At 58.3% G+C, this 24,365-nt stretch carries 28 protein-coding genes; 13 read left to right on the top strand and 15 right to left on the bottom strand.

What is annotated here, in order from left to right:
- The first annotated feature begins 4 nt into the window (after positions 1–4).
- The 5 genes from thiD to W02_RS16960 all read left to right on the top strand — a co-directional run bounded on the left by thiD (position 5) and on the right by W02_RS16960 (position 4,533).
- Positions 5–817, top strand: a complete 813-nt coding sequence (gene thiD / locus W02_RS16980; RefSeq protein ID WP_173049831.1) for a bifunctional hydroxymethylpyrimidine kinase/phosphomethylpyrimidine kinase — start codon at positions 5–7, stop codon at positions 815–817.
- Positions 811–2,112, top strand: coding sequence for a hypothetical protein (locus W02_RS16975; protein WP_173049830.1), 1,302 nt, complete (start codon positions 811–813; stop codon positions 2,110–2,112). The genes thiD and W02_RS16975 overlap by 7 nt, the downstream gene beginning before the upstream one ends.
- Positions 2,102–2,881: a S9 family peptidase gene (locus W02_RS16970; RefSeq protein ID WP_173049829.1), complete on the top strand. Its 780-nt coding sequence runs from the start codon at positions 2,102–2,104 to the stop codon at positions 2,879–2,881. Before W02_RS16975 ends, W02_RS16970 begins: the two co-directional genes overlap by 11 nt.
- A 13-nt stretch (positions 2,882–2,894) precedes the next feature.
- A complete protein-coding gene (locus W02_RS16965) occupies positions 2,895–3,344 on the top strand; it encodes a hypothetical protein (RefSeq protein ID WP_173049827.1) in 450 nt (149 codons plus the stop codon).
- A gap of 652 nt (positions 3,345–3,996) precedes the next feature.
- Positions 3,997–4,533 carry a fibronectin type III domain-containing protein gene (locus W02_RS16960; RefSeq protein WP_173049825.1) on the top strand — a complete coding sequence of 179 codons (537 nt, stop codon included), beginning with the start codon at positions 3,997–3,999 and terminating at the stop codon, positions 4,531–4,533.
- A gap of 8 nt (positions 4,534–4,541) precedes the next feature.
- On the opposite strand, the gene W02_RS16955 is transcribed toward W02_RS16960, so the two are convergent.
- From W02_RS16955 to W02_RS16940, 4 genes are all read right to left on the bottom strand, one after another.
- A complete protein-coding gene (locus W02_RS16955) occupies positions 4,542–5,348 on the bottom strand; it encodes an SUMF1/EgtB/PvdO family nonheme iron enzyme (RefSeq protein ID WP_173049822.1) in 807 nt (268 codons plus the stop codon).
- A 92-nt stretch (positions 5,349–5,440) separates the two neighbouring features.
- Entirely contained in the window at positions 5,441–6,103 is a 663-nt protein-coding gene (locus W02_RS16950) for a trans-aconitate 2-methyltransferase (protein WP_173049814.1), read from the bottom strand.
- Complete coding sequence (locus tag W02_RS16945) at positions 6,100–6,639, bottom strand: MOSC domain-containing protein (protein ID WP_173049812.1); 540 nt, start codon at positions 6,637–6,639, stop codon at positions 6,100–6,102. Before W02_RS16945 ends, W02_RS16950 begins: the two co-directional genes overlap by 4 nt.
- Positions 6,636–7,493 carry a 50S ribosomal protein L11 methyltransferase gene (locus tag W02_RS16940; protein WP_173049810.1) on the bottom strand — a complete coding sequence of 286 codons (858 nt, stop codon included), beginning with the start codon at positions 7,491–7,493 and terminating at the stop codon, positions 6,636–6,638. Before W02_RS16940 ends, W02_RS16945 begins: the two co-directional genes overlap by 4 nt.
- Before the next feature lie 154 nt (positions 7,494–7,647).
- Here W02_RS16940 and W02_RS16935 point away from each other — a divergent pair, with 154 nt between their 5' ends.
- The 8 genes from W02_RS16935 to mtnC all read left to right on the top strand — a co-directional run bounded on the left by W02_RS16935 (position 7,648) and on the right by mtnC (position 17,745).
- Positions 7,648–9,471, top strand: coding sequence for a MutS family DNA mismatch repair protein (locus W02_RS16935; RefSeq protein ID WP_173049808.1), 1,824 nt, complete (start codon positions 7,648–7,650; stop codon positions 9,469–9,471).
- Positions 9,468–12,875, top strand: coding sequence for an acyl-[ACP]--phospholipid O-acyltransferase (locus W02_RS16930; RefSeq protein ID WP_232068577.1), 3,408 nt, complete (start codon positions 9,468–9,470; stop codon positions 12,873–12,875). Before W02_RS16935 ends, W02_RS16930 begins: the two co-directional genes overlap by 4 nt.
- 9 nt (positions 12,876–12,884) lie before the next feature.
- Positions 12,885–13,901: an amidohydrolase family protein gene (locus W02_RS16925; protein ID WP_173049806.1), complete on the top strand. Its 1,017-nt coding sequence runs from the start codon at positions 12,885–12,887 to the stop codon at positions 13,899–13,901.
- A 9-nt stretch (positions 13,902–13,910) separates the two neighbouring features.
- Complete coding sequence (locus tag W02_RS16920) at positions 13,911–14,408, top strand: RNA polymerase sigma factor (RefSeq protein ID WP_173049804.1); 498 nt, start codon at positions 13,911–13,913, stop codon at positions 14,406–14,408.
- 3 nt (positions 14,409–14,411) lie between these two features.
- On the top strand, positions 14,412–15,782 hold the full coding sequence (locus W02_RS16915; protein WP_173049802.1) for a hypothetical protein: 1,371 nt from the start codon (positions 14,412–14,414) through the stop codon (positions 15,780–15,782).
- A gap of 106 nt (positions 15,783–15,888) precedes the next feature.
- Complete coding sequence (gene mtnB / locus W02_RS16910; RefSeq protein ID WP_173049800.1) at positions 15,889–16,566, top strand: methylthioribulose 1-phosphate dehydratase; 678 nt, start codon at positions 15,889–15,891, stop codon at positions 16,564–16,566.
- Positions 16,520–17,053, top strand: a complete 534-nt coding sequence (locus W02_RS16905; protein WP_173049798.1) for an acireductone dioxygenase — start codon at positions 16,520–16,522, stop codon at positions 17,051–17,053. Before mtnB ends, W02_RS16905 begins: the two co-directional genes overlap by 47 nt.
- Entirely contained in the window at positions 17,050–17,745 is a 696-nt protein-coding gene (mtnC, locus tag W02_RS16900) for an acireductone synthase (RefSeq protein WP_173049796.1), read from the top strand. Before W02_RS16905 ends, mtnC begins: the two co-directional genes overlap by 4 nt.
- A gap of 42 nt (positions 17,746–17,787) precedes the next feature.
- Here the strand turns inward: mtnC and W02_RS16895 are convergent, their stop codons facing one another.
- From W02_RS16895 to W02_RS16845, 11 genes are all read right to left on the bottom strand, one after another.
- Positions 17,788–18,081 carry a SemiSWEET family sugar transporter gene (locus W02_RS16895; protein ID WP_173049794.1) on the bottom strand — a complete coding sequence of 98 codons (294 nt, stop codon included), beginning with the start codon at positions 18,079–18,081 and terminating at the stop codon, positions 17,788–17,790.
- A gap of 83 nt (positions 18,082–18,164) precedes the next feature.
- Complete coding sequence (locus W02_RS16890) at positions 18,165–19,406, bottom strand: alpha/beta hydrolase (protein WP_173049792.1); 1,242 nt, start codon at positions 19,404–19,406, stop codon at positions 18,165–18,167.
- Positions 19,407–19,439: 33 nt separating this feature from the next.
- Positions 19,440–19,844, bottom strand: coding sequence for a DoxX family protein (locus W02_RS16885; RefSeq protein ID WP_173049790.1), 405 nt, complete (start codon positions 19,842–19,844; stop codon positions 19,440–19,442).
- Positions 19,844–20,173, bottom strand: coding sequence for a YnfA family protein (locus tag W02_RS16880; RefSeq protein ID WP_173051531.1), 330 nt, complete (start codon positions 20,171–20,173; stop codon positions 19,844–19,846). Before W02_RS16880 ends, W02_RS16885 begins: the two co-directional genes overlap by 1 nt.
- A 57-nt stretch (positions 20,174–20,230) precedes the next feature.
- Positions 20,231–21,019, bottom strand: a complete 789-nt coding sequence (locus tag W02_RS16875) for a class I SAM-dependent methyltransferase (protein ID WP_173049788.1) — start codon at positions 21,017–21,019, stop codon at positions 20,231–20,233.
- A complete protein-coding gene (locus W02_RS16870; RefSeq protein WP_173049786.1) occupies positions 20,982–21,539 on the bottom strand; it encodes a hypothetical protein in 558 nt (185 codons plus the stop codon). The genes W02_RS16875 and W02_RS16870 overlap by 38 nt, the downstream gene beginning before the upstream one ends.
- 41 nt (positions 21,540–21,580) lie before the next feature.
- Complete coding sequence (locus tag W02_RS16865) at positions 21,581–21,964, bottom strand: glyoxalase superfamily protein (protein WP_173049784.1); 384 nt, start codon at positions 21,962–21,964, stop codon at positions 21,581–21,583.
- Positions 21,951–22,154 carry a hypothetical protein gene (locus W02_RS16860; protein ID WP_173049782.1) on the bottom strand — a complete coding sequence of 68 codons (204 nt, stop codon included), beginning with the start codon at positions 22,152–22,154 and terminating at the stop codon, positions 21,951–21,953. Before W02_RS16860 ends, W02_RS16865 begins: the two co-directional genes overlap by 14 nt.
- A 460-nt stretch (positions 22,155–22,614) precedes the next feature.
- Positions 22,615–22,986, bottom strand: a complete 372-nt coding sequence (locus W02_RS16855; protein ID WP_173049780.1) for a GNAT family N-acetyltransferase — start codon at positions 22,984–22,986, stop codon at positions 22,615–22,617.
- Positions 22,987–23,003: 17 nt separating this feature from the next.
- On the bottom strand, positions 23,004–23,501 hold the full coding sequence (locus W02_RS16850; RefSeq protein ID WP_173049778.1) for a VOC family protein: 498 nt from the start codon (positions 23,499–23,501) through the stop codon (positions 23,004–23,006).
- 304 nt (positions 23,502–23,805) lie between these two features.
- On the bottom strand, positions 23,806–24,276 hold the full coding sequence (locus W02_RS16845) for a nuclear transport factor 2 family protein (RefSeq protein WP_173049776.1): 471 nt from the start codon (positions 24,274–24,276) through the stop codon (positions 23,806–23,808).
- Positions 24,277–24,365 lie beyond the last annotated feature (89 nt).

Here is a 24,365-nt window from a genome sequence, read left to right as displayed (position 1 = left end):
CCGTATGAGCACGACGTTGAAACAAGTGTTGACGATTGCAGGATCGGATTCAGGCGGCGGCGCCGGAATCCAGGCCGATCTGAAGGCCATGTCGGCGAACGGAGTGTTCGGTATGTCGGTCATCACGGCGATTACCGCCCAGAATACCGAGGAAGTGACCGATGTGTTCGAACTGCCGACGTCGGTCGTCGCCGCTCAGATCGACGCCGTCTTTGATGATTTTGAGGTCTCGGCGGTCAAGACCGGCATGCTGTCGTCAGCCATCATCGTCGAAACCGTCGCGGCAATGCTGCAACCTCAGGGCGTCACCAACCTGGTGGTCGACCCCGTCATGATTTCAAAAAGCGGCCACACGTTGCTCCAGCCTGAGGCCATCGATGCCGTCAAGACCAAATTGTTCCCCCTCGCATTGGTCGTGACTCCGAACATCCGTGAAGCTCAGCAACTTTCCGGCATCGAGATCAAGACACTCGCCGATGCGCGGCGTGCGGCAAAAATCATTCACGGATTCGGCTGCAGGCACGTCCTGATCAAAGGGGGCCATCTGATCGCTGAACGTGGGACTGACCTGCTCTACGACGGGCGCTTCTTCAATATCTTTAAAGGAGAATTCATAGATACGCCGCACACGCACGGCACCGGCTGCACCTTCGCTTCGGCCATCGCTGCACATCTGGCCAGAGGCAAATCGGTCGGCGATGCCGTTCAAACGGCCAAGACGTACCTTACGGAGGCTATCCGTCATAGCCTGGCGATCGGACACGGCACCGGACCGACGAATCACTTCTATTTCCTTGCGGGTGATCCCGGATGGTGAGCCGCCGCTGCACACCGCTGGCCTTCCTGCTCACCGGTTTTTCCTGGCTGCTGTTGGCCGCTCTCGCCGGGACCGCCACGCTGCTTGGACTCGTGTATGGAACGCCGCTCCCTTCATGGTTGCGAACCGTGCATGTCCATGCCGTCTTGATCGGCGGGATCCTGCAGTTGGCCCTCGGGGGAGTCCTGGCGTCGATTTCCCACACGGAAGAACGGCCAAACCACGCACTCACCTACCCCCTCTTATATTTCGGCTTCAACGGCGCAACGACGGCCCTGCTTGTCTGCCTGGCCTCCGGACAGCTTCAACTCGCCGGCATCGCCGGACTCGTCCTCACGGCGATCGTCGCGAGTTCGGTGAACCCCGCGTGGCATCACATCCGTGAAACCCTCGTGACCATAACGAGCCCGCCATGGGTCCATGCGGTCATGTTGAGCGCGCTATTCATCGGCATGCTGATTGGAACGGGTATGGCATTTGGGTGGATGCCGGAATATCGCGGGCACATACGTCTCCTCCATCTCCATATACCCTTGTTCGGATTCTTTACGGTGCTCGGCCTCATCGTCACGCAAGCGACGTTACCGTCGATCTTGCAAACCCGATGGCCGAGTCCGCGGCTCAACCACGTCATGATGGCCCTGATGACAATCGGCTTGGCGGCCCTCGTCGCCGGATTTGCCGCCTCGTCCGTGACCGTTCAACTCGCGAGCGGCTGCATCGTCTTGCTCGCAGCCGGGGTGCATGCGTTCAGTCAGTTTCAGATTCGACAGGCCTCCAGTGCGGCAGCCACCGCCGCGTCGGATCATCTATTCCTCTCAACAATATTTTTGCTCCTCATGTCCATGGCCGGCCTGTTCATGGCCGTCAATTTTCTTTCGGAGAAACCATGGCTTCCGATCGGGTCCTTGCACCTCGCAGCCTATGCGCACCTGGCCTTTCTGGGGTTTATGGTCAACGTAGCATGCGCGGCCATGTCGTGTGGTCTCCCCGTTTATCTGGCTGCCGGACAAGTTCCCAACAGAAAGAAGCGACTGCCATATCTGGGACAGCTGGAGCACGTCATGAACCGGTGGCGCGGCCTGCAGCTGGCCGGCCTCAGCTTCGGCACCATGGCACTGGCGACTGCCGCCGTGCTCACATGGAGCACGCCGTTGGGAGCGTTGCCGGTCGGCATCGCCACTTGGTCGGCTGCGGGACTTTTATTGGGAGGTCTCACGATCGTTGCAGCGAAACTCGCGCAAGTGGCGGGCAGCCGCCCAACATCCATCCACAGTGACCGTCATGGAACATAGGGTTACGTTCTATGATCGGTGGCATCACCGCATCGAAGGGGTTCTCAGCCGTCCATCGGAGCACGGCAGCCCTATCGTCATTTTATGCCACGGCTTTCTTTCCGATAAGAACAGCACCACGAACAAAACGCTGACCCGCCTGCTGGGCGAGCGAGGAATTGCGACCTGCCGGTTCGACTTTTTTGGACAAGGAGAAAGCGAGGGACTACTGGAAAACATTACGGTTTCGCTTGCCGTAGCCCAGGCGGAGGCGGCCGTGGAATACGTGCTCGAGCAGGGTCATCGTTGCATCGGCCTCGCAGGCTCCAGCTTCGGAGGACTTGTCGGAATCCTCACCGTCTCGCAACGAGATGACGTGGCCTGCCTCGCCCTCAAATGCCCTGTAGTGGACTTCGCGGAAGAGCTTCGCTTAGAATTTGGCCCTGACGAACTGGTTCGATGGAAAAACACCGATACGGTGCCTCCTCTCGCGCGAGGGGGAGACCGCGTACGGCTAAAGTACGATCTTTACGAAGACTCGCTAAAACACGATGCCTATAAAGCCGCCACCGGCATCAAGGTGCCGACCTTGATCGTGCAGGGCGAGCGTGATGAACTGATACCCCTGCATCAAAGCAGAAAGCTGATCGAGTCGCTCGGTGGAGTCAAGCGTATGGACCTCTTACCGAATGCGAATCACCGGTTCACAGATGCAGCGGATTTCAACGCGATGACGGCATCAATCACGGCGTGGCTCGATACGCATCTACACGGAAACAGGCCGAAATAAAAGACGCTGCCCCATGATCATCGAAGGTGTACAACAGATTCTTACCGTCCTGTATCCGATCTATAAACAGGAAGTGTACAGGCGCCGTGAACAGATGATGAAGTTGACCGCGTTCGGGGCGGTGGGGCTGACCGCGATGCTCTGCGGGCTTCTATTGAGTCCCCAAAAGCATCACCTGACCTCGTCGGAAACGTTTCTCCTTGGATTGGCAAGCTTGGTATGGAGCGGGCTTTTTTCCATCCTGATCCTCCAGCAGCAGGAGCGCCACCGCCTGGCAAAGCAGGTGCTCGTACAATTAGAGCAGGCTCTCGGGTTCTATGAAGAGGGACTCTATGCGGATCGGCAAACGCTCTATCCCGAGGGATGGAAAACGGCCTGGCTGAGAGACAGAAGTGGAACACTGTATTTGTCGGCTCTCTGCGCCTTGAACTTCATCTTCCTGCTGGCCCTTCTCCTCGATTGAGCGACGTTCGGGTTCGAACTTCCCGCATGAAGTTCCCTCCATCGCCTCGTCCGTTTAGAAGTTGCCCTTCATAGTTTTCACGCGGCAGGCAATCAATTTGAATCAAGAAATCCGTTATTTCCAGTTCCTAGCTTTCCAAAGTTGGCTGCGCCTGTGTCGAATGGTGCAGGCATGGTCATTGCTGTGCGCATTGGGCGTAAACAGACGCACGCAATACCGCCGAGAGATTCCCATGTTCCTCTCACGTCAGAGCGCCCCCTACCGTACCGCGGTATTTATTGGATTGTTGGCCGCTGGCTGCAATTACCTGCTATACCCCTTAGCTGCCGGAGCCCAGGACGGTGAATCTGGCCGCCGGCACAGTCTGGTGTCTCGACCGAACCCTGCAACTGGAAAATCCGCCCAACTGCACCCTCTACTCCGGCGCTCGTCTGGTATATCGACACCACAGGCTCCATTGCCAACCAGTTCGCCTGTGGTCACTTCAGCGTCCCTGCAGACAAGGCTGATCAGACGCCCTGAAATAGATCCACTCCCTTTGTCGGTGGCCCAAACGCCGGTTATAGGAGCCAACACAGGGGCTTATTCAGCATCTCAGACGGGACAATCAACGACCCTGATGGCTCAAACCGCTTCGCCGGCTAGGATGATCATGCCCTCGGCACTTCCGGCCCAGCCGGGCCTCACCATGGCCTCAGCCGTTTCAGCCGCGAAATCGCTTGCCACGGCAGCCGTCCCGCCGATTGCGGCAGCCGCCAGTAATACTGGAAGCCGGTATCAAGGTACGAGATCAGCCATGAACGTGTTCAGCAACCAAGCATTCGTACGGCTCCTGCAGCCACCTGCCCCGTCCGTCGTTCCTGTATCCCCGCCGCCAGGAAATCAATCCTCGAAAAATCCTCAGACGACTTCAAATGCTCCGTCTTCGTCTTCTAAGCCTACTACCGGGAAAGCGGTCCTGTCATGGACTCTTGGATCCGAATCAGACCTTTCGGGATACCTGGTATACGTCGGAACAGCCTCGGGACGTTACAATTATCCCGGCTCGCCATTTACGATTGGCCGGGTCAACTCCTTTACAATCTCCAATCTGCCAGCCGGCCAGACCTACTTCTTCGCGCTGTCCGCCTACGACAATACGGGCAATATGAGCTCTTTGTCAGCGGAAGCGAGCAAGAGCGTTTACTGACTCCTGCCTTAAGGGCCTCTCTGCGGATCGTTCAAGGCTTTGGCGCACCGGAACCCCGTATAGCTGTTCCTGGTCTCCGGCGGAAGTTTAAAGCGACCGTACGTCAGAAGGTACTTGGGAAGATCGGACCACGATCCCCCTCTGAGAACCTTGAACTCGCCATGATCCGGCCCTGCGGGGTTCCGATCAGGCGACGACTCATAATAATTCGCCCCATACCAATCCTGCACCCATTCATACACGTTGCCGGCCATCTGATGGACACCGTACGGACTCTTCCCGCTGTCGTATGATCCAACCGCGATAAGCACCAAATCGTAACTGAATCGGGCACCTAATGCGAAATTCGCCAGGTCCGAGTTCGGGACCTGGTTGCCCCACGGATAGAGCCTGTTGTCCTGTCCTCTCGCTGCCTTTTCCCATTGCGCCTCGGTAGGCAACATTTTCCCTCTCCACCGGCAATACGCATCGGCATCCGACCAATCGACGCCGATGACGGGTTTGTCGCCGTGCCGTGACGGATTCACGGATTCCCATTGCCACGGAACAGCGCGTTGTGTCGTCGCCAAAAATGCCGAGTACTGCGCTGTGCTGACTTCGTAGAGATCTATGGAGAAACCATCCAGCCAGACATGGTGCGCGGGCCGTTCGTCTTCCAGCGCCTCCGAGCCGTCTGCCCCCATCAGGAACGTACCGGCCGGGACACTGGCCATCGGCACGTCCGGGACCGGCATCGCGTCGGGCGGCCTCGACTTTCTGAGACGGTCCAGCTGGGCATGGGAGACTCCCCGGTCAATGAAAATCAGTGGAAGCATGGACAGGATGCACCAATGCAGCCAAGTGAGCCCGGGGAGGAACCGGCAAAAGCTGTGGCGGGACGTCCGACAGACGGTCGGTACCATGACATTCAGTGAATGATGCCTCCGACGACCCAGTGCCGATCGTCGATCACGTCGATGAGTAATCTCGTCAGATTCATTCTTGCGAGTTGCGACGTCACCTCATCCTCGTTAAACGCAGCAAGCAGTGAATTATAGAAATCGCGCCTGAGGACTTCCGGCTCACCAGCGGCATAACGATTGACAATCGCGCGAGCCTCCTCCTCCGACTCCGGTCTCAGCAGGTCCATGACCAACACAGGCGAGCCAGGTTTGACCAACTGCCGAATCTTGTTCCAGAACTGCAACGGATTTGGAAGATGGTGCAGGAGGCTGTTCGACATGACGGCATCAGCCAGATTGGCGCCGGCCAACTGCTCAAACCGTTCGCACCGGAACTTGACCCGGTCTTGCAGACCTTCCGACTGAGCGGCCTGTTCAGCGAGCCTGATCATGGGAGCCGACGCATCGATGCCCGTCACCCTGCAGGCCGTCAATGTTTTCGCCAGCCGAAGAGGAATATCTCCTGGTCCGCACCCCAGATCATAGACATGCCCGGCTTGAAAATCCGGAAAGTACTCACGGAAGAGCCCGACGAATCCTTGATTCTCTTCTGCAAAATCCGCCTTGGCATAGGCCAGCACCTGTGCCTCGTCTTCCATCAGCTCGGGTTCCGGCACACGCGTCATCATCGAACGGCCTTTCCGAAGCATTCGCTGACCGATTCATGAGCCGGCTCCTCAAGCTCGACCGCGTCTCCGGGTCGAACCACGCCGCCGGCCAATACCCTCGCATACAGACGACTCCATCCCGGATTGGTCTCCTGCAAAATTCTCGTAATGTCTCCGTCGTGGAACCAGCGGCTGTTTAATTTACAGGGCTCGCAATAACTGGATATCTCAAGATACACCTCAGGGCCGACCCTGAGCCGAGATCCCGGGCACAACTTTTCCCAGGCGAGGCCTCTCAGCGTGAGGTTTTCACCGCTCGATCCGGCTTCGATGACATGTCCTTCATTCTGGAGCCGCTCGATGAGATCATGGGAATAGATACAGACAGCCCGCTCAGGCCCTCCATGGAGCTTTCGGTTGTGTTGTTGGTCTCCCGAGAGACCGTTGAAACCGACCATGGCTTCCGGCACCGGATATTTGGGTATTCCGCCATCCGAGACGTTGACTTGATGCACGTGCGGATAGGACGGCCGGCCCGGCTGTCCGTGCGCGGTCATGCTGGTCCCTCACAACTCTGTCCCTGTAAAAATTCGATCGCCAGCCAGTCATCGAGTTCACGCTGTTGTGAAAAATACAATCCGGTGCGTGAGAATACATCGATGATCTCCGCCCGCTGGTCGGCCAGGATCCCGGATACCAACAGCCTGTGGCCGGTCGAGCCGGCCAAGTCGCCCGCCGACTGAGCCAATGTTCGGAGATCCAGATTCGCCAATACCAGATCGTAGGTACAATCGCCGGACAGCGTGCGGCATCCGAAATCCAGTTCGTCGCCGAACCCATTCTCGCGTCCATATGAAGTCGCACATTCGATCGCGACCGGGTCATTGTCGATGGCCACCGCCCTGGCCGCGCCCAAGCGCAACGCCACCATGGCCAGAATACCGCTGCCGGTTCCGACATCGAAAACGGATTGTCCGCCGACTGCAAGCTGTTCCATCCACTCCAGAAGCAGACGCGTCGTCGGGTGATGCCCCGTGCCAAAGGCCTGCTTGGGGTCGAGAACGATTTCAACCATGCCTGGATCGATCGGCACTCGTTCCCAACTGGGACGAATAACAATGCGGCGACCGATTCTCAGAGGTTTGACGGATTCTGCCCACTGCCGGTTCCAATCCTGCTGAGGCAGAGAAGCAACCAGCACTTCAGGCAGACTTCCGTTCCCGCTGATCTGCCTGAGAATCCGCTGAAGACGCGCCAGATGCCGAGACGACCACCGATCGAACGGCCAATACACATGAATGCCCGCGTCATCCTGCCATGCGCCTTGAACATCGGGATCATCGAGCAATCCCAACAGCTCGTCGGCTTGTGCCACGGACTTGATTTGCACGTCGATCCAAGCAGAAGACATACGTTCACACACCCAATCCTCGCGTGGCCGCCCGAGCTTCGGGCGAACATATCACTGGGAGCATAGACCCGGCGAGAAATGTTCTTGCACGATCACTTTCGGCTCACACGGTCATTGACGACATCACGGCCTTCCAAGTATGGTCCAACGAGAAATGGCTTCGCCGACCCGGTCTCAACAACTTCAACGTCTCATCACCAGAATCAACGGCCTCATCACGCACGGAACCAAGACCAGCTCCCTCTACACGAAATGGCGTTTCGGGCTCTTCCTCACAGGCCTCGTGTGCACGATCGCCTTCTACAAATCGGATTGGTACCATGCGGGCAATCTCTCGCTTGCCGGATTCGCCGCTGTTTTTTTCGTCGTCGCCGCCTATCATAGCAGGCTCGAACGGCGGATTCACCGGCTCGGCCTATGGCAATCCATCAAACGCGTGCATCTCGCCCGGACCGAGTTGGACTGGTCGAACATCCCTGAACGGCCCCCGGTTGAGGCGACATCCCATCTCTTTGCCGGCGATCTGGACCTCACCGGCCGGCATTCTCTTCTGCATCTGATCGACAGCACCGTGTCGGACCAGGGACGCGAACGGCTGATTTCCTGGCTGCTGATCCAGCCGCCATCTTCGGCAGCCTGGGATGTCCGCCGAGTGCTCTGCAAAGAACTGGCATCTCGCCCGCTCTTTCGCGACCGGCTGGTTCTCGAAGCCCGTCTCGCAGGCGAACAGGAGATCAATGGGAAACGCCTGGCTGCGGTTCTGGAACATCCGGTCGGGTTTCCACGATTGACGATGATCATTGCGATGCAAAGTGTTCTGGCGCTCACAACGGCAGTTCTTGGTGTGGCGGCGCTGCTGAACTGGCTGCCTGGTTACTGGATGTTCTCCTTCGCCCTCTACGCCTTGATCTATTTTCAAACGGACCAAGGGGAGGAACTTCTCGAGCATGCCGTCGGTCTGCACCATGAGATGGAACGGCTCGGCACGGTGCTGGCTTTTATAGAACGCCATGCCCGCCGGAAAGGATCGGCGCTGGCTGCAGCCTGCGCTTCGCTGTTGCAGCCGGGAACGCGACCCTCGCAATATGTTCGCCGGGCGGCACGAGCGTTACATGCGATCAGCATCAAAGCGCACCCTCTCGTCCATCTCGCCGTCAATGCGTTGTGTCCATGGGATCTGTGGTTTACGAGGCAACTCGACCAGATCCAGCGCGACATTCGCCGGCAGCTGCCCGTGTGGCTGGATCGACTGGCCGAAATCGAAGCCGCGTCTGCGCTCGCCACGTTCGCCTACTTGCATCCGGCCTATATCTGGCCGGTTTCTTCGCAAAGCCCGGGACTGTCCGCGTCCCACCTGGGGCACCCGCTTATTGCGCCAGGCGTTCGTGTGACCAACGAGGTGCAACTCTCGGGAAGGGGAACGATTCAACTCATCACCGGCTCCAATATGTCGGGGAAGAGCACGTTTCTCAGAACGATCGGCATCAACCTCTGCCTGGCGCAGGCCGGCGCACCGGTCTGCGCCGACCGGTTCATATGGTCGTGGAGCCGTCCGGCCTGCTGCATACGCGTGAACGACTCGCTTGATGCGGGATTATCGTTCTTTTACGCTGAAGTGAAACGCCTCAAAGCCATCCTGGATGAAACCCGCCGGGAGAACGTCTCGCCGGTGCTGTTCCTCATCGACGAAATCTTCAAGGGCACCAACAATCGGGAACGCCTGATCGGGAGCCGCGCCTATATCAAGTCTCTCTCCACCGGAAACGGATTTGGTCTGGTCAGCACGCATGATCTCGAGCTCACCGATCTGGACAAAGAAATCCCGTCGCTGACGAATGCGCACTTTCAGGAAACCGTGGCCGCGGGGGCCCTGGCCTTCGATTACCGTCTTCGTCCCGGTCCCTGCCCGACCACCAATGCGCTGAGGATCATGGCGCTCGAAGGCTTGCCGGTTCCAGGATACGGAGCGGATTCATGAACGGTTCACGATTGCGCGGCCTGTTGATCGCACAATTCTGCGGCGCGTTTAACGACAATGCCTGGAAACTGATGGTCGCGTTGTTGGCCATCCGCCAACTCGCCTCCACGATGGGGCCCGGGCCCGACTTCGAAACCGCTTCGCAAACACAGACGACCAAGGCGTTCGTCGTCTTCACGCTGCCGCTCGCACTCGTCTCGATCTTCGCCGGCGTATTCGCCGATCGTGTCAGCAAGCGCACGGTGATCATTCTCATGAAATCCGTCGAAATGCTGCTGATGACCTCCGCGACAGCGGCCCTATGGATCAATCCGGCCGGCGGAATCCTGCCTTTGGTCGTACTGGCCGGAATGGGGATCCACAGCGCCCTCTTCAGTCCGGCAAAATATGGGATTCTTGCCGAACTCGTGCCTCACGAGAAGTTGGCGGCGGGAAACGGCCGGCTGGAGATGTGGACGTTTCTCGCCATCCTGACCGGCACCGCCGCTCCGGGAATCCTCCTGTCCCTGACCGGCGATTCGACATGGCTGGCGCCGCTGGTGCTGGCAGGCATCTCGGTGATCGGCTTTTCGGCGGCTTGGACCATTCCGTCCGTACCACCGGCACGCGCGGCGGGCGGCCTTCTCGACACTCTGCACGGAGCCTGGTCGGCGTTGGCCGCCGACCGCATGCTGCGCTTGGCCGTGGCGGGCAATGTGTTCTTTTGGACGATTGCCAGTCTGTTCGCTCAAAACATCCTGGTCTATGCCAAGGCCGTCCTGGGAGTCTCCGACTGGCAATCCGGCCTCCCGTTGATGATGCTGTCGATCGGAATCGGGTTAGGTGCAAGGCTCGTCGGTCGCCTTTCGCAATCGCGTGTCGAATACGGTTTGATCCCGCTGGGAGCGACAGGCGTCGCCCTCATCCTTTCTTCGCTCGGCATCTTCGCTCCGGCATTCGCCGTCACACTCGCACTGATGGTGGTCTTGGGACTTTCAAGCGCATTGATCTTCGTGCCGCTCAACGCGCTGATTCAATGGCGCGCCCCGGCGGAACGACGCGGTTCGGTCATCGCGTTCGAAAACATCTGCGTCTTTTCGGGAATCATGATCGGTTCGCTCGGGGCCGGAGCGCTCGCCAGCGGAGGGGTCTCGACCACGGGAATCTTTTTCACCACGGCGATTTTCACCGTGGCCGGCACCGGCTGGGCGTTGTATCTGCTGCCAGAGGCGCTCCTTCGGGTCCTGTTGGTCGTGCTCACGAACACGATCTACCGGCTACGGATCGTCGGGCATCACCATGTACCGGCACAGGGCGGCGCCCTGCTGGTTCCCAATCATGTGTCGTTTATCGACGGCCTCCTGTTGATTGCCAGCCTCGACCGTCCCGTACGCTTCGTGGTCGACGATGCCTATGCCTCTCACCCGCTCTACAAGCCGTTTATGAAGGTGCTGGGCGTCATTCCGATCTCCTCGCAGGCCGGACTCAGGGTCGTCTTACGCGCGCTCCGGGACGCAGGACACGCGATCGACAGAGGCGACCTCGTGTGCGTGTTTCCAGAAGGCCAGATCACACGCACGGGCACGCTGCTGCCGTTCCGGCGCGGCTTCGAGCGGATCATGAAGGGCAAAACGGCACCGATCGTTCCGGTTCACCTCGACCGTGTCTGGGGCAGCATCTTCAGTTTCGACCATGGCCGCTTTTTGTGGAAGATCCCCGAGCGCCTTCCCTATCCCGTGACCGTGTCGTATGGAGCGCCGCTGCCCTCGGACACATCGGCGGACGATCTTCGCCAGACCATCCGCGAGCTGGGCGAAGAGGCATGGACCCACCGCAAGAAGGACCGTCGTCCTCTGCATAGAGAATTCATCCGTGCCATGCGCCGATATCCCTTCCGCCTGGCCATGGCCGACCAGAGACGCCCCCACGTCTCCTCTCTACAAGCGCTCATAGGATCCATCGTGCTGGCCCGGACCTTTCGTCCGATCTGGGAAGGGCAGGAACGCGTGGGAATTTTGCTCCCGCCGACGGTCGCCGCCGCGCTGCTCAACGTGGCCGCCCCGCTCTGCGGGAAAACAAGCGTGAATCTGAACTATACGGTGGGGAAAGCGGGCCTGGAAGCCGCAGTGCGCCTTGCGGGATTACGCACGATCGTGACCAGCAGGACGTTCGTCGAGAAGGCCAAGCTGGACCTGCCGGAAGGCCCCTCGATCATCTGGCTCGAAGACGCGGCCCAGACGATCGGGAAAGGGGCGAAGCTGGGAGCGGCCATCTTGGCCCTGTGCGCGCCGGCCCGAATCATCGAACGGGTCTGCGGACAGACGACGCCGTTGACCATGGATGACCCGGCCACCATCATTTTCAGCAGCGGAAGCACGGGGGATCCAAAAGGCGTGATGTTGACGCACTTCAACATCGACGCCAATGCTCAAGGTGCCTCGCAGGTCCTGCACGTCATTCAGGAAGAGCGTGTGCTCGGCATTCTTCCCTTCTTCCATTCATTTGGGTATCTCGTCTTCTGGTTTGCCATGTACAACAATGCCGCACTCATCTTCCATCCATCGCCGCTCGACGTCACGGCCATCGGGGAATTGATCCGGAAGTATCGCGTGACGTTTCTCGTGACGACCCCGACGTTTTTGCAACTGTATCAACGTCGCTGCACACCGGAACAGTTCAGTTCATTGCGGGTAGTCCTGACCGGAGCGGAGAAATTACCCGCGCGGCTGTCTCAAGCCTTCCAAGATCAATTCGGCATCGGTCCGATCGAAGGGTACGGCGTGACGGAATGCTCGCCCGTCATCGCCGTGAACTGCCCGGATTTCCGTGCCGCCGGTTTTTTTCAACCTGCGTCCCGCCGCGGCACCGTCGGGCAGCCGCTTCCCGGCGTGTCCGTCCAAGTCGTCGATCCCGAGCAGTTCACACCGCTCACTCCCGGTCATCCTGGAATGCTGCTCGTGAAGGGACCGAACGTCATGAACGGTTACTTGGGCCGCGATGACCTGACCGCATCCGTCATGCACGACGGATGGTACATCACCGGCGACATCGCGACGCTGGATGACGACGGCTTTCTGACCATCACGGACCGGCTGTCGCGGTTCTCCAAGATCGGCGGTGAAATGGTTCCACACGGCCGCGTCGAAGAGGTCCTGCAGGAGGCGGCAGCCGGCGACGTTCAGCTCTTCGCGGTCACGGGCATTCCGGATGAGAAGAAGGGAGAGCGCCTCGCGGTCCTGCATACGCTCGACGAAGCCCGTATCGCGGAGATTCTCGACAAGGTCACCGCACAGGGGTTGCCCAACCTTTTTATTCCCTCACGCAGTCAATTTGTGAAGGTCGATGCCCTTCCCCTGCTCGGCACAGGCAAGCTCGATCTTCGGGCCGTCAAGCGTATTGCTATGGAACGTCTGGCTCAGCCCTAAGATGCTACGATGACGATCGGAGACCGGCATCCGGATTCACCCCCGCTCCAGCCGATTCCGCACAAAACACTCATCGACTGTCACGTCCACTTGGCCGCCCTCCCCATCGATGATAACGGCTGTTACATCTCCCCCAAAATGCTCAAGAGCCCGCTGTTCCGTTTTTTGCTCTGGAAGCATGGGCTGAACCCGGACAGGCCGCGCGAAGCCAACGCGAAATATCTGACCGACCTGCTCGCGGAGCTGCGGGAATCACAAACCGTTCGGAAAGCCGTGCTGCTGGCGATGGACGGCGTCTATGACGAGCAGGGGCGCCGGAACGTCGGGCAGACCGATTTTCTCATCAGCAACGACTACGTTTTAGAGACCGCCAGGGCGCATCCTGACCAAACCCTTGCCGGCGTCTCGATCAACCCGCAGCGGCGCGACGCAGTCGACGAAGTCCATCGCTGCGCCGAGGCGGGCGCCGCATTGGTCAAAGTGCTGCCGAACGCGCAGCAATTCAATCCGGCCGATCGGCGCTACACCCATTTCTACCGGGCGCTCGCAGAACGCCGCCTCCCGCTGTTGAGTCATGTTGGGTATGAATTCAGCCTGATCGGCAAGGACCAGTCGGTCGGCGACCCGGACCGTCTGCGCCTTCCATTGGACGAAGGGGTGACGGTCATCGCCGCCCACGCCTGCAGTTATGGGCTCATGGTCTATGAGCGGTTTCTCCCGACATTTCTCAGGTTCATCGATACCTATCCGAATTTTTATGCCGATATCTCCGCATTGACGCTTCCCAATCGCCTGCGCATGCTGCTGTTGTTGCGGCGTTACCCGGGAATCCACCAACGTCTGTTGTTCGGAACGGACTATCCACTGTCGGTCTTTCATCTTGCAGCCTGGGGACGCGTGGCGTTCGGACTGCTGCGCCGGATCATCCGCACGAAGAACCGTTTCGATCGGCAAGCGGCCGTCTGCCGCGGGCTCGGCATAGGGTTTCGTTCATTCGGCGACGTCATCGGGCGTTCCGACTTGTAGTTGCTCCAGATGGATCGAGAGCAGACACTCGCCGCCCTCCGTGAAAGGATTCTTGCCTTCGCGACATCACGGATATCGAGAGATCGCGCCGAAGATTTGACCCAGGACGTCCTCACGGTCCTCCACGAAAAGTATCCCCTGGTCACAGAACTCACCGACCTGGTGCCTCTGGCCTTTCAGGTCTTGCGCTTCAAGATGCTGGATGCCCATCGCAAGGCCATCCGGCGAGGCGAGTATAATCTGGAATCCGTGGAAGCCCTCCCCTTGGCAGACCGCGCGGACGATCCTGCGCGGCAGCTTGAGCGGAAGCAAACGATCGAGCGGCTGCTCGCGGCCGTGAACCGCCTGGGAACGCGTTGCCGCGGGCTCTTTGCATGGAAACTCGAGGGAAAGAGCTTTCCGGAGATCCAACGGTTGATGGGGCAGAAGTCGGTGAATACCATCTATACATGGGATCTTCGGTGCCGGAAGCAGCTCCTCGCCCTACTGGGCGGAACATGGGAATGACGTATGGCTGAGCACGACTTGGAAAAGCTTCTGGGGGGCTTTGCTCCCGATATACTGACGCCGGAGGAACGCCGCTTGTTGTTTGCCGCGGCACTTCGGGACCAGCAGCTCTTCGACGCACTGGCCGATGAACAGGCGCTCAAAGAGCTGCTGGCCGATCCGGTCGTCCGTCGCCGGCTCCTGGAGGCGGTGCGTCAACCGGTAGCACCTCCTGCCGGCAGGCCGTCGTGGCGGGAATGGTTCTTCCGGCCGGCCGGACTTGCCTTTGCGGGAGGCCTGGCAGCGGCCGTATTCGCCGTAGCGGTCGGCACCAGGATTCTCGAAGATAGTTTGCAGACGGTATCGCCACCCCCATCGACCGAAACGACCGACCGGCGGAAACCGGTTCCTCTACAACCGGAGAGTTCCGGCCAAGAACGGATGAAATCATCGTCTCCCACACAGACAGACCAGCCCCCGCGTCCCAGTCCTCGGGAGAAACGGAAACAGCCTGCTCCGCCCGCTCCTGGAACGTCACCGGACGATGACGGCAAACGATTCCGTGAAACCGGCCGGTCAGAACAGGAACAAGAGCGTACGCTCGCCAAAGGGGCAGATACCTCGGCCGCACCGACGGAGCAACGGAATGACGCGCTGCTCAATATGACGCCCGCTGCGGAATCCATGTCTCCGGCTGTCGCCTCCAAACAGGAATTGAGAAAGACGGCACCTGCCGAGCCAGCTGCCCCATCTTCTCCGGCGATGATTCCAAGCGCCCGAGCGCTGTTCTATGGGACGCCGCCTTCGAGGCAAGAGCCGCGCGCGACCCGCCCGTTTTCTCAGCCGGCTCCCGACGCCGCCATTACAGAACCCAAATCCGACAATCTTTCACGTTCGAATAAAACATTGGAGGCCACGCGGTCGGCGAAGGCTCTTGGTCTCCGCTACAGCTTTCTAACGAAAGGGCCGGACGGGCAGGACGCAGAAGTCGATGCAGTATCTTCTGCCAAATCATCGGGGCAAAGAATAACCATCGAGGTGAATCAGGACGCCTATATCCAGGTGTGGCAGTTAAAAGGTACATCCCTGCCGCAGCTGCTGTTTCCCGACAAGGAAACAGGCAGGATTTCTTTGAGAATGCAGGGAGGGCACCGTCAGACCATACGTCTCCCTGATGCATACGGCGCGATCACCATCCGTTTATCTCTGACTCCCTTCGGCCCCATGTCCAGGCAGGAGGCGGTCATGCTCGCCCGTCCTTCCACCGATCAAATTCAGGAGACGAGCACGTCGACCGGCGCTGATGGGGCAATCGATCATGCCGTCTATGTCGTAACACTCGACCAGTCACCGAACGCCCAGATTGCTGTCGAAATTTCGCAGCCGCCGGAGTAGCATGAACGTCTTCTGTTTTCCCCCTGGGAGTCGCCGGCCGCTTCGCCACCCGCACGCGCTCGGAGACGAACTCAGGATTTTCGGAAATTGCCGGGGGTGACGCGACATGTCGGTGCCGTTTGAATTAACCTCGTATGCGGATCAACTCGCCGAGATCGCCCGCTGGACCTATCGCTGCGGCTGGGCTCCAGGCACAAGCACCAATTACAGCGTCAGACTTCCGGCTGACGCAGCTCCCGCCTATTGCGCGATCACGAGTTCCGGCATCGACAAGGAGCGGCTCGGCGCCGAACACATCCTCGCCGTTGACAGCACAGGGCGGGCCGTCGGCGGCTCTCCACTCACTCCCTCCGCCGAGACGGCCCTTCACCTGATGCTCTACCGCTCAACCCATGCCGGCGCCGTCTTCCACACGCATTCGATGGCCGCGACGCTCCTGTCGCAGGCGGCCAGGGAAGAAGGTCGTGTGTCGCTGTCAGGATGGGAACTGCTGAAAGGACTCGAGGGCATCACCTCGCATGAACACGAAGTCGTCCTGCCGGTATTTCCCAATTCGCAGAATATCCCGGCGCTCGCCTCCATGATCGAGCCTCTTCTGACTACGTCTTCTTCCCCGCCGTATGGGTTCCTGTTGGCGGGCCACGGACTGTATGTATGGGGGAAAGACGTCGGCACGGCCAAGCGACATCTGGAGGTATTAGAATATCTTTTACAATGTGAGCGGGAGGCAAGAAGTCATGGCCACTCTTCGCATACCAGACCAGCAGGCGTACCTCACGAATGACCACGAGATCGGAAGGTTTCTAAAGGATCGCGGCATCTTCTACGACCGGTGGCTGCTCGACGAACCCATCTCCGCCGATCTGCCGGATGCCGACGTTCTCGCCGTCTATGGGCCAAAACTCAAACCCTTTATGGATTCAGGAGGCTACCGGACGGTCGATATGGTCACCGTGACTCCGGAGAATCCGAATCTGCCGGCAATCCGTGAGAAATTCCTTCGCGAACATACTCATACGGAAGATGAGATCCGCATGTTCGTTCAGGGCGAAGGCTTGTTCTGGTTCCATCTCGAACGAGACAAGGAAGAGGTGTTCTCCGTGCTGTGTCAGGCAGGCGACCTTATTTCGGTTCCGGCCAATACCAAACACTGGTTTGAACTCGGCTCCAATCCTTCCGTGCGGGCAATCCGGATATTTACGGACCAAGCCGGGTGGGTGCCGCACTACACAGGCTCAGGCATCGAAGAACGGTATCGGAACACCGCATGACCATTCGCCGGGTGCTCATGGACATCGAGGGCACCATCGTGCCCATCAGCTTCGTACGTGACGTACTCTTTCCATACGCGCAGCGCCGGATGTCGTCCTTTCTTCACGAGCAGCGGGAAGATCCGGCTGTGCGCCACTGGGCTGCGCTCTGCCAGGACACGGTCGCGAAAGAACAGGGTGCACGTCCCGGCTATGACGATCTGTCCGACGTCCTGCGCTTGTGGATGGAGGAAGACCGCAAACATACGGGCCTGAAGGGTCTTCAGGGCATGGTCTGGGAGGAGGGCTATCTTACGAAAGCGTTTGTTCCACATTTGTACGATGACGTGTTGCCTACCATCGAGAGTTGGCGAGGGAACGGTCTTGAACTCGCACTGTATTCCTCGGGATCACAGCAGGCGCAACGGCTGTTCATCGCCCATACGAGCCAAGGCGACCTTACCCATATGTTCTCAAGGTTTTTTGACACGCGTGTCGGACCGAAAGCAGATGCACAATCCTACAGCCGCATCGCAGAACAGTTGGCGGTCCCTCCGGAAACGGTACTCTATCTCTCCGACGTGATTGCAGAACTCGACGCCGCCTCCGCCGCCGGCATGAAGACCGTCCACATCGTCCGACCCGGTACGCAGACGGGATCCCATCGTCCCATCGCTTCGACCTTCCGCGACGTCAAAATCTCAGACCAATAACTCATCGCATAGCGCGTCGTCGTTGAGTGTCCGAACAAGGCGTCAGTTGGCGCGGAGGGATCGATCCCGCTTTTCCGAGCAGGAAAAGTAGACGTAGGCGCCGAGGGTCAAAAAGTTAATGGCCACGGCGATGATGTTCCAGACCATGACCGGTTTGGAGTCGATCAGATATCCATAATACACCCACACGATCTGAAACGTGCCCATGATGGTGGCCATGGTGGGATTCATGCCCGCGCACGAGCGGCGCCTGAGCATGGCAATCAAGTCCGGCATGGCAGCAAACGTCGTTCCAAACCCAGCCACAAAACCGATGATTTCATGAATGGGAATCATTGGTGGCGCGGGCAATCCTTCAACAGTGTGTCACACATACAAGAAGACTTCTGGACGTATCATTTCCGAGCCGATGATTTTTGTCAATTGGCGTTCAGCGAAACCGGCGGCCCGCCGTCACACGTGGTCAGAAACTCGCGGATCTTGGCGCGGGCGATCTGCGTGCCAAATCCCCCCCAGTTGACGTCGAATCCATGGTCATTCGCGTCGAGCACATACGTCTCATGCGGCACGGAAGCGGTCGAGAGAGCGTGATCCAATAACCTGACATGATCCAGAGCGACGAGGCGATCGCTGCCGCCGATAATTGTAATGGTAGGCGGAGTGCTCGCATCGATGTGACTGAGGGGCGATAGGATCCGGTATCGGTCGGGAACTTCGTCCGGGGTACCGCCGATGTATGAGCGCATCCTCGGCCGGACGTAATCAGGACTCATGGTGATTCGATACCCCAACGCCATGTCGGTCGGTCCATACAGATTGATGACGCACCGTGCCGGTGCCTGACGAGCATTCCCCGTCGGCGGCAGATGCCGATCGTTCAAACTATACGCGGTCAACATGGCCAAATTTCCGCCTGCAGACCCGCCCATGACGCTGATCCGGCTGGAGTCGACATGATAGTCGCCGGCATGGGCAGCCACCCAAGCCAACGCGGCTTTGATGTCGCCGACCTCCTCTTGCCAGCGCGCAGGAGGCGCTAAGCGATAGTCGACATCGAACACTTCATATCCGAGCGAATTGAGCCAGTGGTTCCATGCGGGCAACATACTGCGATTGCCTTGGGTCCAGGCTCCTCCATGAATCATCAACACGGCAGGCCGCAAGGGACCGGCCGGCGCATGGCCGCTGCTCCAGACATCCAGTTCGAGATTCATTCCGTCTTGAGAGACGCCATAAACTCGAGTTCGTTCGATTTTGGGTGATCCCAAATTCAGGCTAGCTGCATGCACCAGATAGCTGACTAGCGAGAGCGGGACGTTCAGCCGTTGCGCCTGTCTCCACATGGCGATCGCCGGCGCCAACGACATGAGGCAGGTCAAGACGGCCACTGCAACGAATAGAGACAGGGCCAGCCGCGCACGGGATCGGACAGCAATGACTGCCAAGACGCAGGACACAAGGGTAATCATTAGCAAGTGAAGCGGGAACCATAATGCGATCGCCCCCAGTTTGCCTGGGCCATCCCATCTCACCGGATACAACATGCAATAGGCGAGGATCACCACACAGAGGGTCATCAGCCCGGCCACTGCAGTCAACAACCATTCCCGGATAGTTTTCGGCCCCCATCCTCCGATTTCTTGATCTCCACGACTGTGCATCTATTGGATAGGTGTCATGCGGATTCACTCGGTCTACTGCGCAGTTGGGCGAGATATCTGTCCGGACAAGAGCGATGGTCTGGTGTAAAGATACGCCCATGCTATCAACAGGGCTTGAAGTGGAAGACGCAGCCAAAGGAGAAGGGGCGGAGCCCAGGCATAGTCTCCAGGATGAAGGGCCATGTGCACATTCGCCGGGAATACGCCTACCAACAGAGCGATCAGCCCCCATGCGGAAACATTCATCGAAGTTGGGACCCACAGTCCCGAACCCAACACGATCTCCGCGACGCCGCTGATATACACCAATACCTCATGCCATGGGAGATAGTGCGGCATGATACTCACATAAAACGGCAGGTTGATGAAGTGATTGAATCCGGAAGCGACAAAGAAGGCGCCATAGGCGTAACGCATAGCCGGCCGAAGCCGTCGCATTATCGATGCGGAGCAAACATGATAATGGCCATGCCGCACAGACAGACGGTTACTCCCAGCCAATCCCACGGAGTGGGCCGGATGCCATCGACATGCCAGAGCCAGAGTACGGCCACCGAGACATAGACACCACCGTATGCTGCGTAGACACGGCCCGCAGCGGCGGGATGCAGCGTAAGCAGCCATGCAAACACCGCCAGGCTTACACCAGCAGGGAGAAGATACCATGCAGGAGCATTGTTCTTCAGCCATAGGTAGGGCAAATAGCAGCCGACGATCTCGGCAACTGCAGTCACGATGAACAGAGCGAGAGTTTTCAATTCAACCATATCTGGCATCGCAAAATACTTTCTCGCTTCGCATTGTGTTTTGAGCCCTGCACCTTGCTAATTCACCGCCCGGCAGACGCAGATCTGCTTGGGACTTTCGGAGGTAAATGCTGCACCCGATAAATCGCCGAACCGGTCGACCAACTCCAATCCGGCCCTCGACAACAAGAGCGGAAGTTCCTGTGGGAAGATACACCGGACCGTAATAGGCACGACCCATTCGTCTTGTTGCTCTTGGGTGGACATGTACCAGGTGCCGTGACTGATCTGTGTGGCGGCATCATATCGATGAGCACGTTCCACGCGAAGTCTGCCGAGAAGATCAGTTGCGACATCCATGACCGGGAAGCGCCGATGAGATTCCCTGGACAATATGCTGACGGAAGGATTGAAGACGTCGAACACGAACATGCCGTGAGGAGACAGGTGCCGTTTCGCCGCTGCAAACGTCGACAACATATCTTCCGAGGTACGCATGTGCTGAAGAGAGCTTCGTGCGATAAAGACAAGGTCGAATCGCTGCTGAAACGTGAAGTCCCGCATGTCTCCCTGCATAAACTCCATCGCCACTCCATCGGCTACCGCCCGTCTTTTGGCCGCTTGTAGCATTGGACCGGACACATCGAGCCCCGATGTCGGCATACCGGCCGACGCGATCGGCACGGATAGCAAACCCGTTCCACACGCGAGTTCCAATACCGGTCCATCCTGGCGTCTGGCCAGATCAAGATAAAACTCCTGATTCTTGCCTGCCGGTAATAGGGCATCGTAAAGATCTGGATGGTCGTACAGGTCGGCAATCACCGCTTCACCTGGCCGACGGCCGCCATATGGCCCCGCCGGCATCGAACAAATGCTCGATCAGATCGTCCGCGGACAGACACACGAGAGTTTTCCAACGATGCTCTTTCATGCTTTCGAGCGCAGGATTCAAATTGGCGATTTCATATTGATGGTTCCATTGAATCAGTCGACAGAGGTCGATGATCCGTTCCGACTTTGCCGGCGTCATACCCAATTTGCGATACACGAACCGCTTAATGATCCGCCAATCGCGCAACAAAGCGGACGGAGTCAGCACGCCGATCACATCCGCCTTGTCGAATCCTGCTTGAACCCAGCTAAGGTAGACGCCTTCGAAAATCCAACATTCTTGCTTTACGAGCTCGGCAAACCAAGCATTACGCTCAATCTCCGGAGCACGCACGCCATACCGTTTCACGCTGCGGTCCCAGAACAGATCATTAAGATCGTAGGCTGGTATGCCCGCTCGCTTTGAAAGTTGGATGGCCGCATGGCTTTTTCCACTGCCGGGCGCACCGATGATGTGAATCCGTCGAGGGGTAGACTTCCATGCGCGTCCCATAGCTCTCTCATGGCGTTCTTACAGGAACCGCAGCGCTGCCTTTAGTTCTCGGACTCCCGAGTCGAAACGGCGTCAGTAAACGTCAGCCGATTTCCAAATGGATCGACCACGGTCAGATCGCGACTTCCCCATGGCATATGCTGAATGTCCGGCTTGGCGTAAGGATAACACTTGCCTGACAGTTGCCGGTGAAACTCCTCGAGCTGGTCCGTCTCTATCCGCACCGCAGATCCCGGGCAACAATCCCCGTGATGTTCCGACAAATGAAGCACGCATCCGCTCATTGAAATCTGCATATATAAAGGCAGCGCGTCATCGAAACGGTGTTCCCAATCGATCCGGAAACCCAGGAAGGCGATATAAAATTCCTTGGCCTTGCGCTCGTCGAAGATTCTGAGAATCGGGGTAGTCTTAGCGAATGCCATCGGCACGCTCCTGCGGACGATGATTCGGCCGCACTTCGAATTCAAAGCAGATGAACGGAAGCGCACGTCGCGGGAACGTTACCTGGCCGGCTTCGCGATAGCCACGTCTACGATAGAGGGTCAGGGCCTGGGGATTGCCCGAGTAGGCGTCAAGCCGAACCCTTAACAGGATGTTGAAAAAGTCGCTCATGTCACCCGCCGCCCGGACGTGCCAAGACACGTCTTCACCAGGCTGCGTTCTCGCGGGACACTGCCGCCTCACCATCTCGGCGGCGTTCACAGACGTGCCGTGCCTTATTCGGCACGGCGTGAACCTCAGAGGCTCAGCGTTCGGCCCGGATAAGAGCGGCTTGGGCCGCTCGGGGCGGGCGGGTGAGACCCGGGAAGACGACTGTTCCCACAGTCGGTGCGAAAGGATACGATTCGCCTCAAGACACTGGACGCTCACGCACTCGCGCCCGTCCGCAAACGTGACGCTCATTATTCTTCGCGTCGCGGACCTCGCTGCGGCCTTGCCTGTGGAAGGGAGCGTCTTGGCGCGTAGGGTGGGGCGGGTGAGAACAGCAGCCTTTCTGAACATCCTGTGAGCTCTTCCGACCCGATCAGCGATCATACCCGGCTCTGTGTTTTCCGGAGTCCAAAACAATTTTTCAACAGCCTGCTAGACATCGATGCCGTACGGCGTATCGTTCCACGTACTCCATCATTCTGCTGCCAAAGCCGCGGCCTTGCAGAGTTGGTTCCACGCAAAGCCGATGTACAATCAGCGCTGGCTCGGCCGTCTTCCACTCCACGGTCTTGTATTGCTCTTCTCCAGCCGTATCTACTGTGACGACTGCGATGACCCGAGCGGAAACAATCATCGCATATAATTTTCCATTTTGAATGTCCTGTGCGACGAGATCGCGCGTGGGATAGATGTGGCCCCATCGGAAGATCCCCCGCTTCTTCAGGTCGGCCCTGCATCGTTCGATCACACCCCATACAGTATCGAGATCAGCGAGCTGTGCTTGCGCGAACATAGGACCGTCACCCTACGCTATCCCAAGTAGGCCTGTTTCAATTTTTCAATGTCGAGCTTCTTCATTTTCAGCATGGCCTCCATGGCCCGCTGAGACTTTTTCGTGTCAGGATCACCAAGCATGTCGATGAGTGCCGTTGGAATCACCTGCCAAGAGACCCCGTACTTGTCCTTGACCCAGCCACACTGTTGCGCCTCGGGATCTCCGCCTGCGGTAAGTTGCTTCCAGTATCGATCCACCTCTTGTTGCGTCTCGCAAAAGATTTGAAACGAGACCGCCTCGTTAAACTTAAAGACCGGTCCCCCATTGAGAGCGGTGAACGGCTGGCCATTGATTTCAAAGGCTACCGTCATCACACTGCCTGCAGGCCTACCGTGAACGTCAAAACCGGCCTCTCCATATCGTGAGATGTTCGTGATTTTGGACTTCTTGAATATACCTGTATAAAACGTAGCGGCCTCTTCCGCCTCATTGTCAAACCATAAACAGGGTGTGATCCGGTCAAACTTCGGCATGATCTTCCTCCTCTATGCCTCGGAGTGGCCACCATCGGCCACAATCTACACCGTAGTCGCCTGAAGAAGGTTAAATCGACAGTGGGCAAACAGAACCTTGGAGACGACGGCCAAGCGCACGTGTATGTTCCAGCGGTATCCCGCAAATAACCCGGCGTTCGTCCCTCACGTGCCGGCGCGTTAGCGGCTTCCGTCCCCCGCTTCGACGGCACCTTGTTCAACGAGATAACGAGAGCATCGCCCTTCTAGAAACCACACGTCCTGCAGCAATTGCGGTCCTCCCAGCCGGCAGTCATGCAAAAACCTACAGACCGAGCGCGGTCAATCCCGGATGATCGTCCGGGCGCCGTCCCGGTACCCAATGATATTTGCGATCACTCTCATGGATTGGAAGATCATTGATGCTCGCAATTCGGCGTCGCATAAAACCCCGTCCGTCGAATTCCCAGTTCTCGTTGCCGTAAGACCGAAACCATTGGCCTGAATCGTCATGCCATTCATAGGCGAACCTGACGGCAATCCGGTTATCGTGGAAGGCCCAGAGTTCCTTGATGAGACGATAGTCCATTTCCTTGTTCCATTTTCGCGTCAAGAATTGCACAACCGCCTCTCTCCCGCTGAAGAACTCTGCCCGATTGCGCCACACGCTATCCGGGGTATAGGCCAGGGATACGCGATGAGGATCCCGCGTGTTCCAAGCGTCCTCGGCCATGCGAACCTTCTGTGCGGCAGTTTGCGCATCAAACGGCGGCAATGGAGGCCTTGGTGCTTCCATATTTTCCCTCCTTCTGTATGTATGTGGGGCGGACCCCGCATCGGCGGCCTATCGGCAACACCTGCCTGATTCCACTCTCCCTCATCGGC

The organism is Nitrospira sp. KM1, assembly GCF_011405515.1.
Lineage (GTDB): Bacteria > Nitrospirota > Nitrospiria > Nitrospirales > Nitrospiraceae > Nitrospira_C.
This window is presented reverse-complemented; position numbering and strand designations above follow the sequence as displayed.

What these genes read in the sequence shown, in the direction of transcription:
- W02_RS16890 (WP_173049792.1), bottom strand. Translation starts at nt 19,406, where the DNA reads ATGCACAGTCGTGGAGATCAAGAAATCGGAGGATGGGGGCCGAAAACT.
- W02_RS16915 (WP_173049802.1), top strand. Translation starts at nt 14,412, where the DNA reads ATGGCTGAGCACGACTTGGAAAAGCTTCTGGGGGGCTTTGCTCCCGAT.
- W02_RS16975 (WP_173049830.1), top strand. Translation starts at nt 811, where the DNA reads ATGGTGAGCCGCCGCTGCACACCGCTGGCCTTCCTGCTCACCGGTTTT.
- mtnB (WP_173049800.1), top strand. Translation starts at nt 15,889, where the DNA reads ATGTCGGTGCCGTTTGAATTAACCTCGTATGCGGATCAACTCGCCGAG.
- W02_RS16930 (WP_232068577.1), top strand. Translation starts at nt 9,468, where the DNA reads ATGAACGGTTCACGATTGCGCGGCCTGTTGATCGCACAATTCTGCGGC.
- mtnC (WP_173049796.1), top strand. Translation starts at nt 17,050, where the DNA reads ATGACCATTCGCCGGGTGCTCATGGACATCGAGGGCACCATCGTGCCC.
- W02_RS16970 (WP_173049829.1), top strand. Translation starts at nt 2,102, where the DNA reads ATGGAACATAGGGTTACGTTCTATGATCGGTGGCATCACCGCATCGAA.
- W02_RS16925 (WP_173049806.1), top strand. Translation starts at nt 12,885, where the DNA reads ATGACGATCGGAGACCGGCATCCGGATTCACCCCCGCTCCAGCCGATT.
- W02_RS16870 (WP_173049786.1), bottom strand. Translation starts at nt 21,539, where the DNA reads ATGGGACGCGCATGGAAGTCTACCCCTCGACGGATTCACATCATCGGT.
- W02_RS16860 (WP_173049782.1), bottom strand. Translation starts at nt 22,154, where the DNA reads ATGAGCGACTTTTTCAACATCCTGTTAAGGGTTCGGCTTGACGCCTAC.
- W02_RS16885 (WP_173049790.1), bottom strand. Translation starts at nt 19,844, where the DNA reads ATGCGACGGCTTCGGCCGGCTATGCGTTACGCCTATGGCGCCTTCTTT.
- W02_RS16960 (WP_173049825.1), top strand. Translation starts at nt 3,997, where the DNA reads ATGCCCTCGGCACTTCCGGCCCAGCCGGGCCTCACCATGGCCTCAGCC.
- W02_RS16880 (WP_173051531.1), bottom strand. Translation starts at nt 20,173, where the DNA reads ATGGTTGAATTGAAAACTCTCGCTCTGTTCATCGTGACTGCAGTTGCC.
- W02_RS16945 (WP_173049812.1), bottom strand. Translation starts at nt 6,639, where the DNA reads ATGACCGCGCACGGACAGCCGGGCCGGCCGTCCTATCCGCACGTGCAT.
- W02_RS16855 (WP_173049780.1), bottom strand. Translation starts at nt 22,986, where the DNA reads ATGTTCGCGCAAGCACAGCTCGCTGATCTCGATACTGTATGGGGTGTG.
- W02_RS16920 (WP_173049804.1), top strand. Translation starts at nt 13,911, where the DNA reads ATGGATCGAGAGCAGACACTCGCCGCCCTCCGTGAAAGGATTCTTGCC.
- W02_RS16865 (WP_173049784.1), bottom strand. Translation starts at nt 21,964, where the DNA reads ATGGCATTCGCTAAGACTACCCCGATTCTCAGAATCTTCGACGAGCGC.
- W02_RS16965 (WP_173049827.1), top strand. Translation starts at nt 2,895, where the DNA reads ATGATCATCGAAGGTGTACAACAGATTCTTACCGTCCTGTATCCGATC.
- W02_RS16955 (WP_173049822.1), bottom strand. Translation starts at nt 5,348, where the DNA reads ATGCTTCCACTGATTTTCATTGACCGGGGAGTCTCCCATGCCCAGCTG.
- W02_RS16940 (WP_173049810.1), bottom strand. Translation starts at nt 7,493, where the DNA reads ATGTCTTCTGCTTGGATCGACGTGCAAATCAAGTCCGTGGCACAAGCC.
- W02_RS16845 (WP_173049776.1), bottom strand. Translation starts at nt 24,276, where the DNA reads ATGGAAGCACCAAGGCCTCCATTGCCGCCGTTTGATGCGCAAACTGCC.
- W02_RS16895 (WP_173049794.1), bottom strand. Translation starts at nt 18,081, where the DNA reads ATGATTCCCATTCATGAAATCATCGGTTTTGTGGCTGGGTTTGGAACG.
- W02_RS16850 (WP_173049778.1), bottom strand. Translation starts at nt 23,501, where the DNA reads ATGCCGAAGTTTGACCGGATCACACCCTGTTTATGGTTTGACAATGAG.
- W02_RS16875 (WP_173049788.1), bottom strand. Translation starts at nt 21,019, where the DNA reads ATGCCGGCGGGGCCATATGGCGGCCGTCGGCCAGGTGAAGCGGTGATT.
- W02_RS16950 (WP_173049814.1), bottom strand. Translation starts at nt 6,103, where the DNA reads ATGATGACGCGTGTGCCGGAACCCGAGCTGATGGAAGACGAGGCACAG.
- thiD (WP_173049831.1), top strand. Translation starts at nt 5, where the DNA reads ATGAGCACGACGTTGAAACAAGTGTTGACGATTGCAGGATCGGATTCA.
- W02_RS16905 (WP_173049798.1), top strand. Translation starts at nt 16,520, where the DNA reads ATGGCCACTCTTCGCATACCAGACCAGCAGGCGTACCTCACGAATGAC.
- W02_RS16935 (WP_173049808.1), top strand. Translation starts at nt 7,648, where the DNA reads ATGGCTTCGCCGACCCGGTCTCAACAACTTCAACGTCTCATCACCAGA.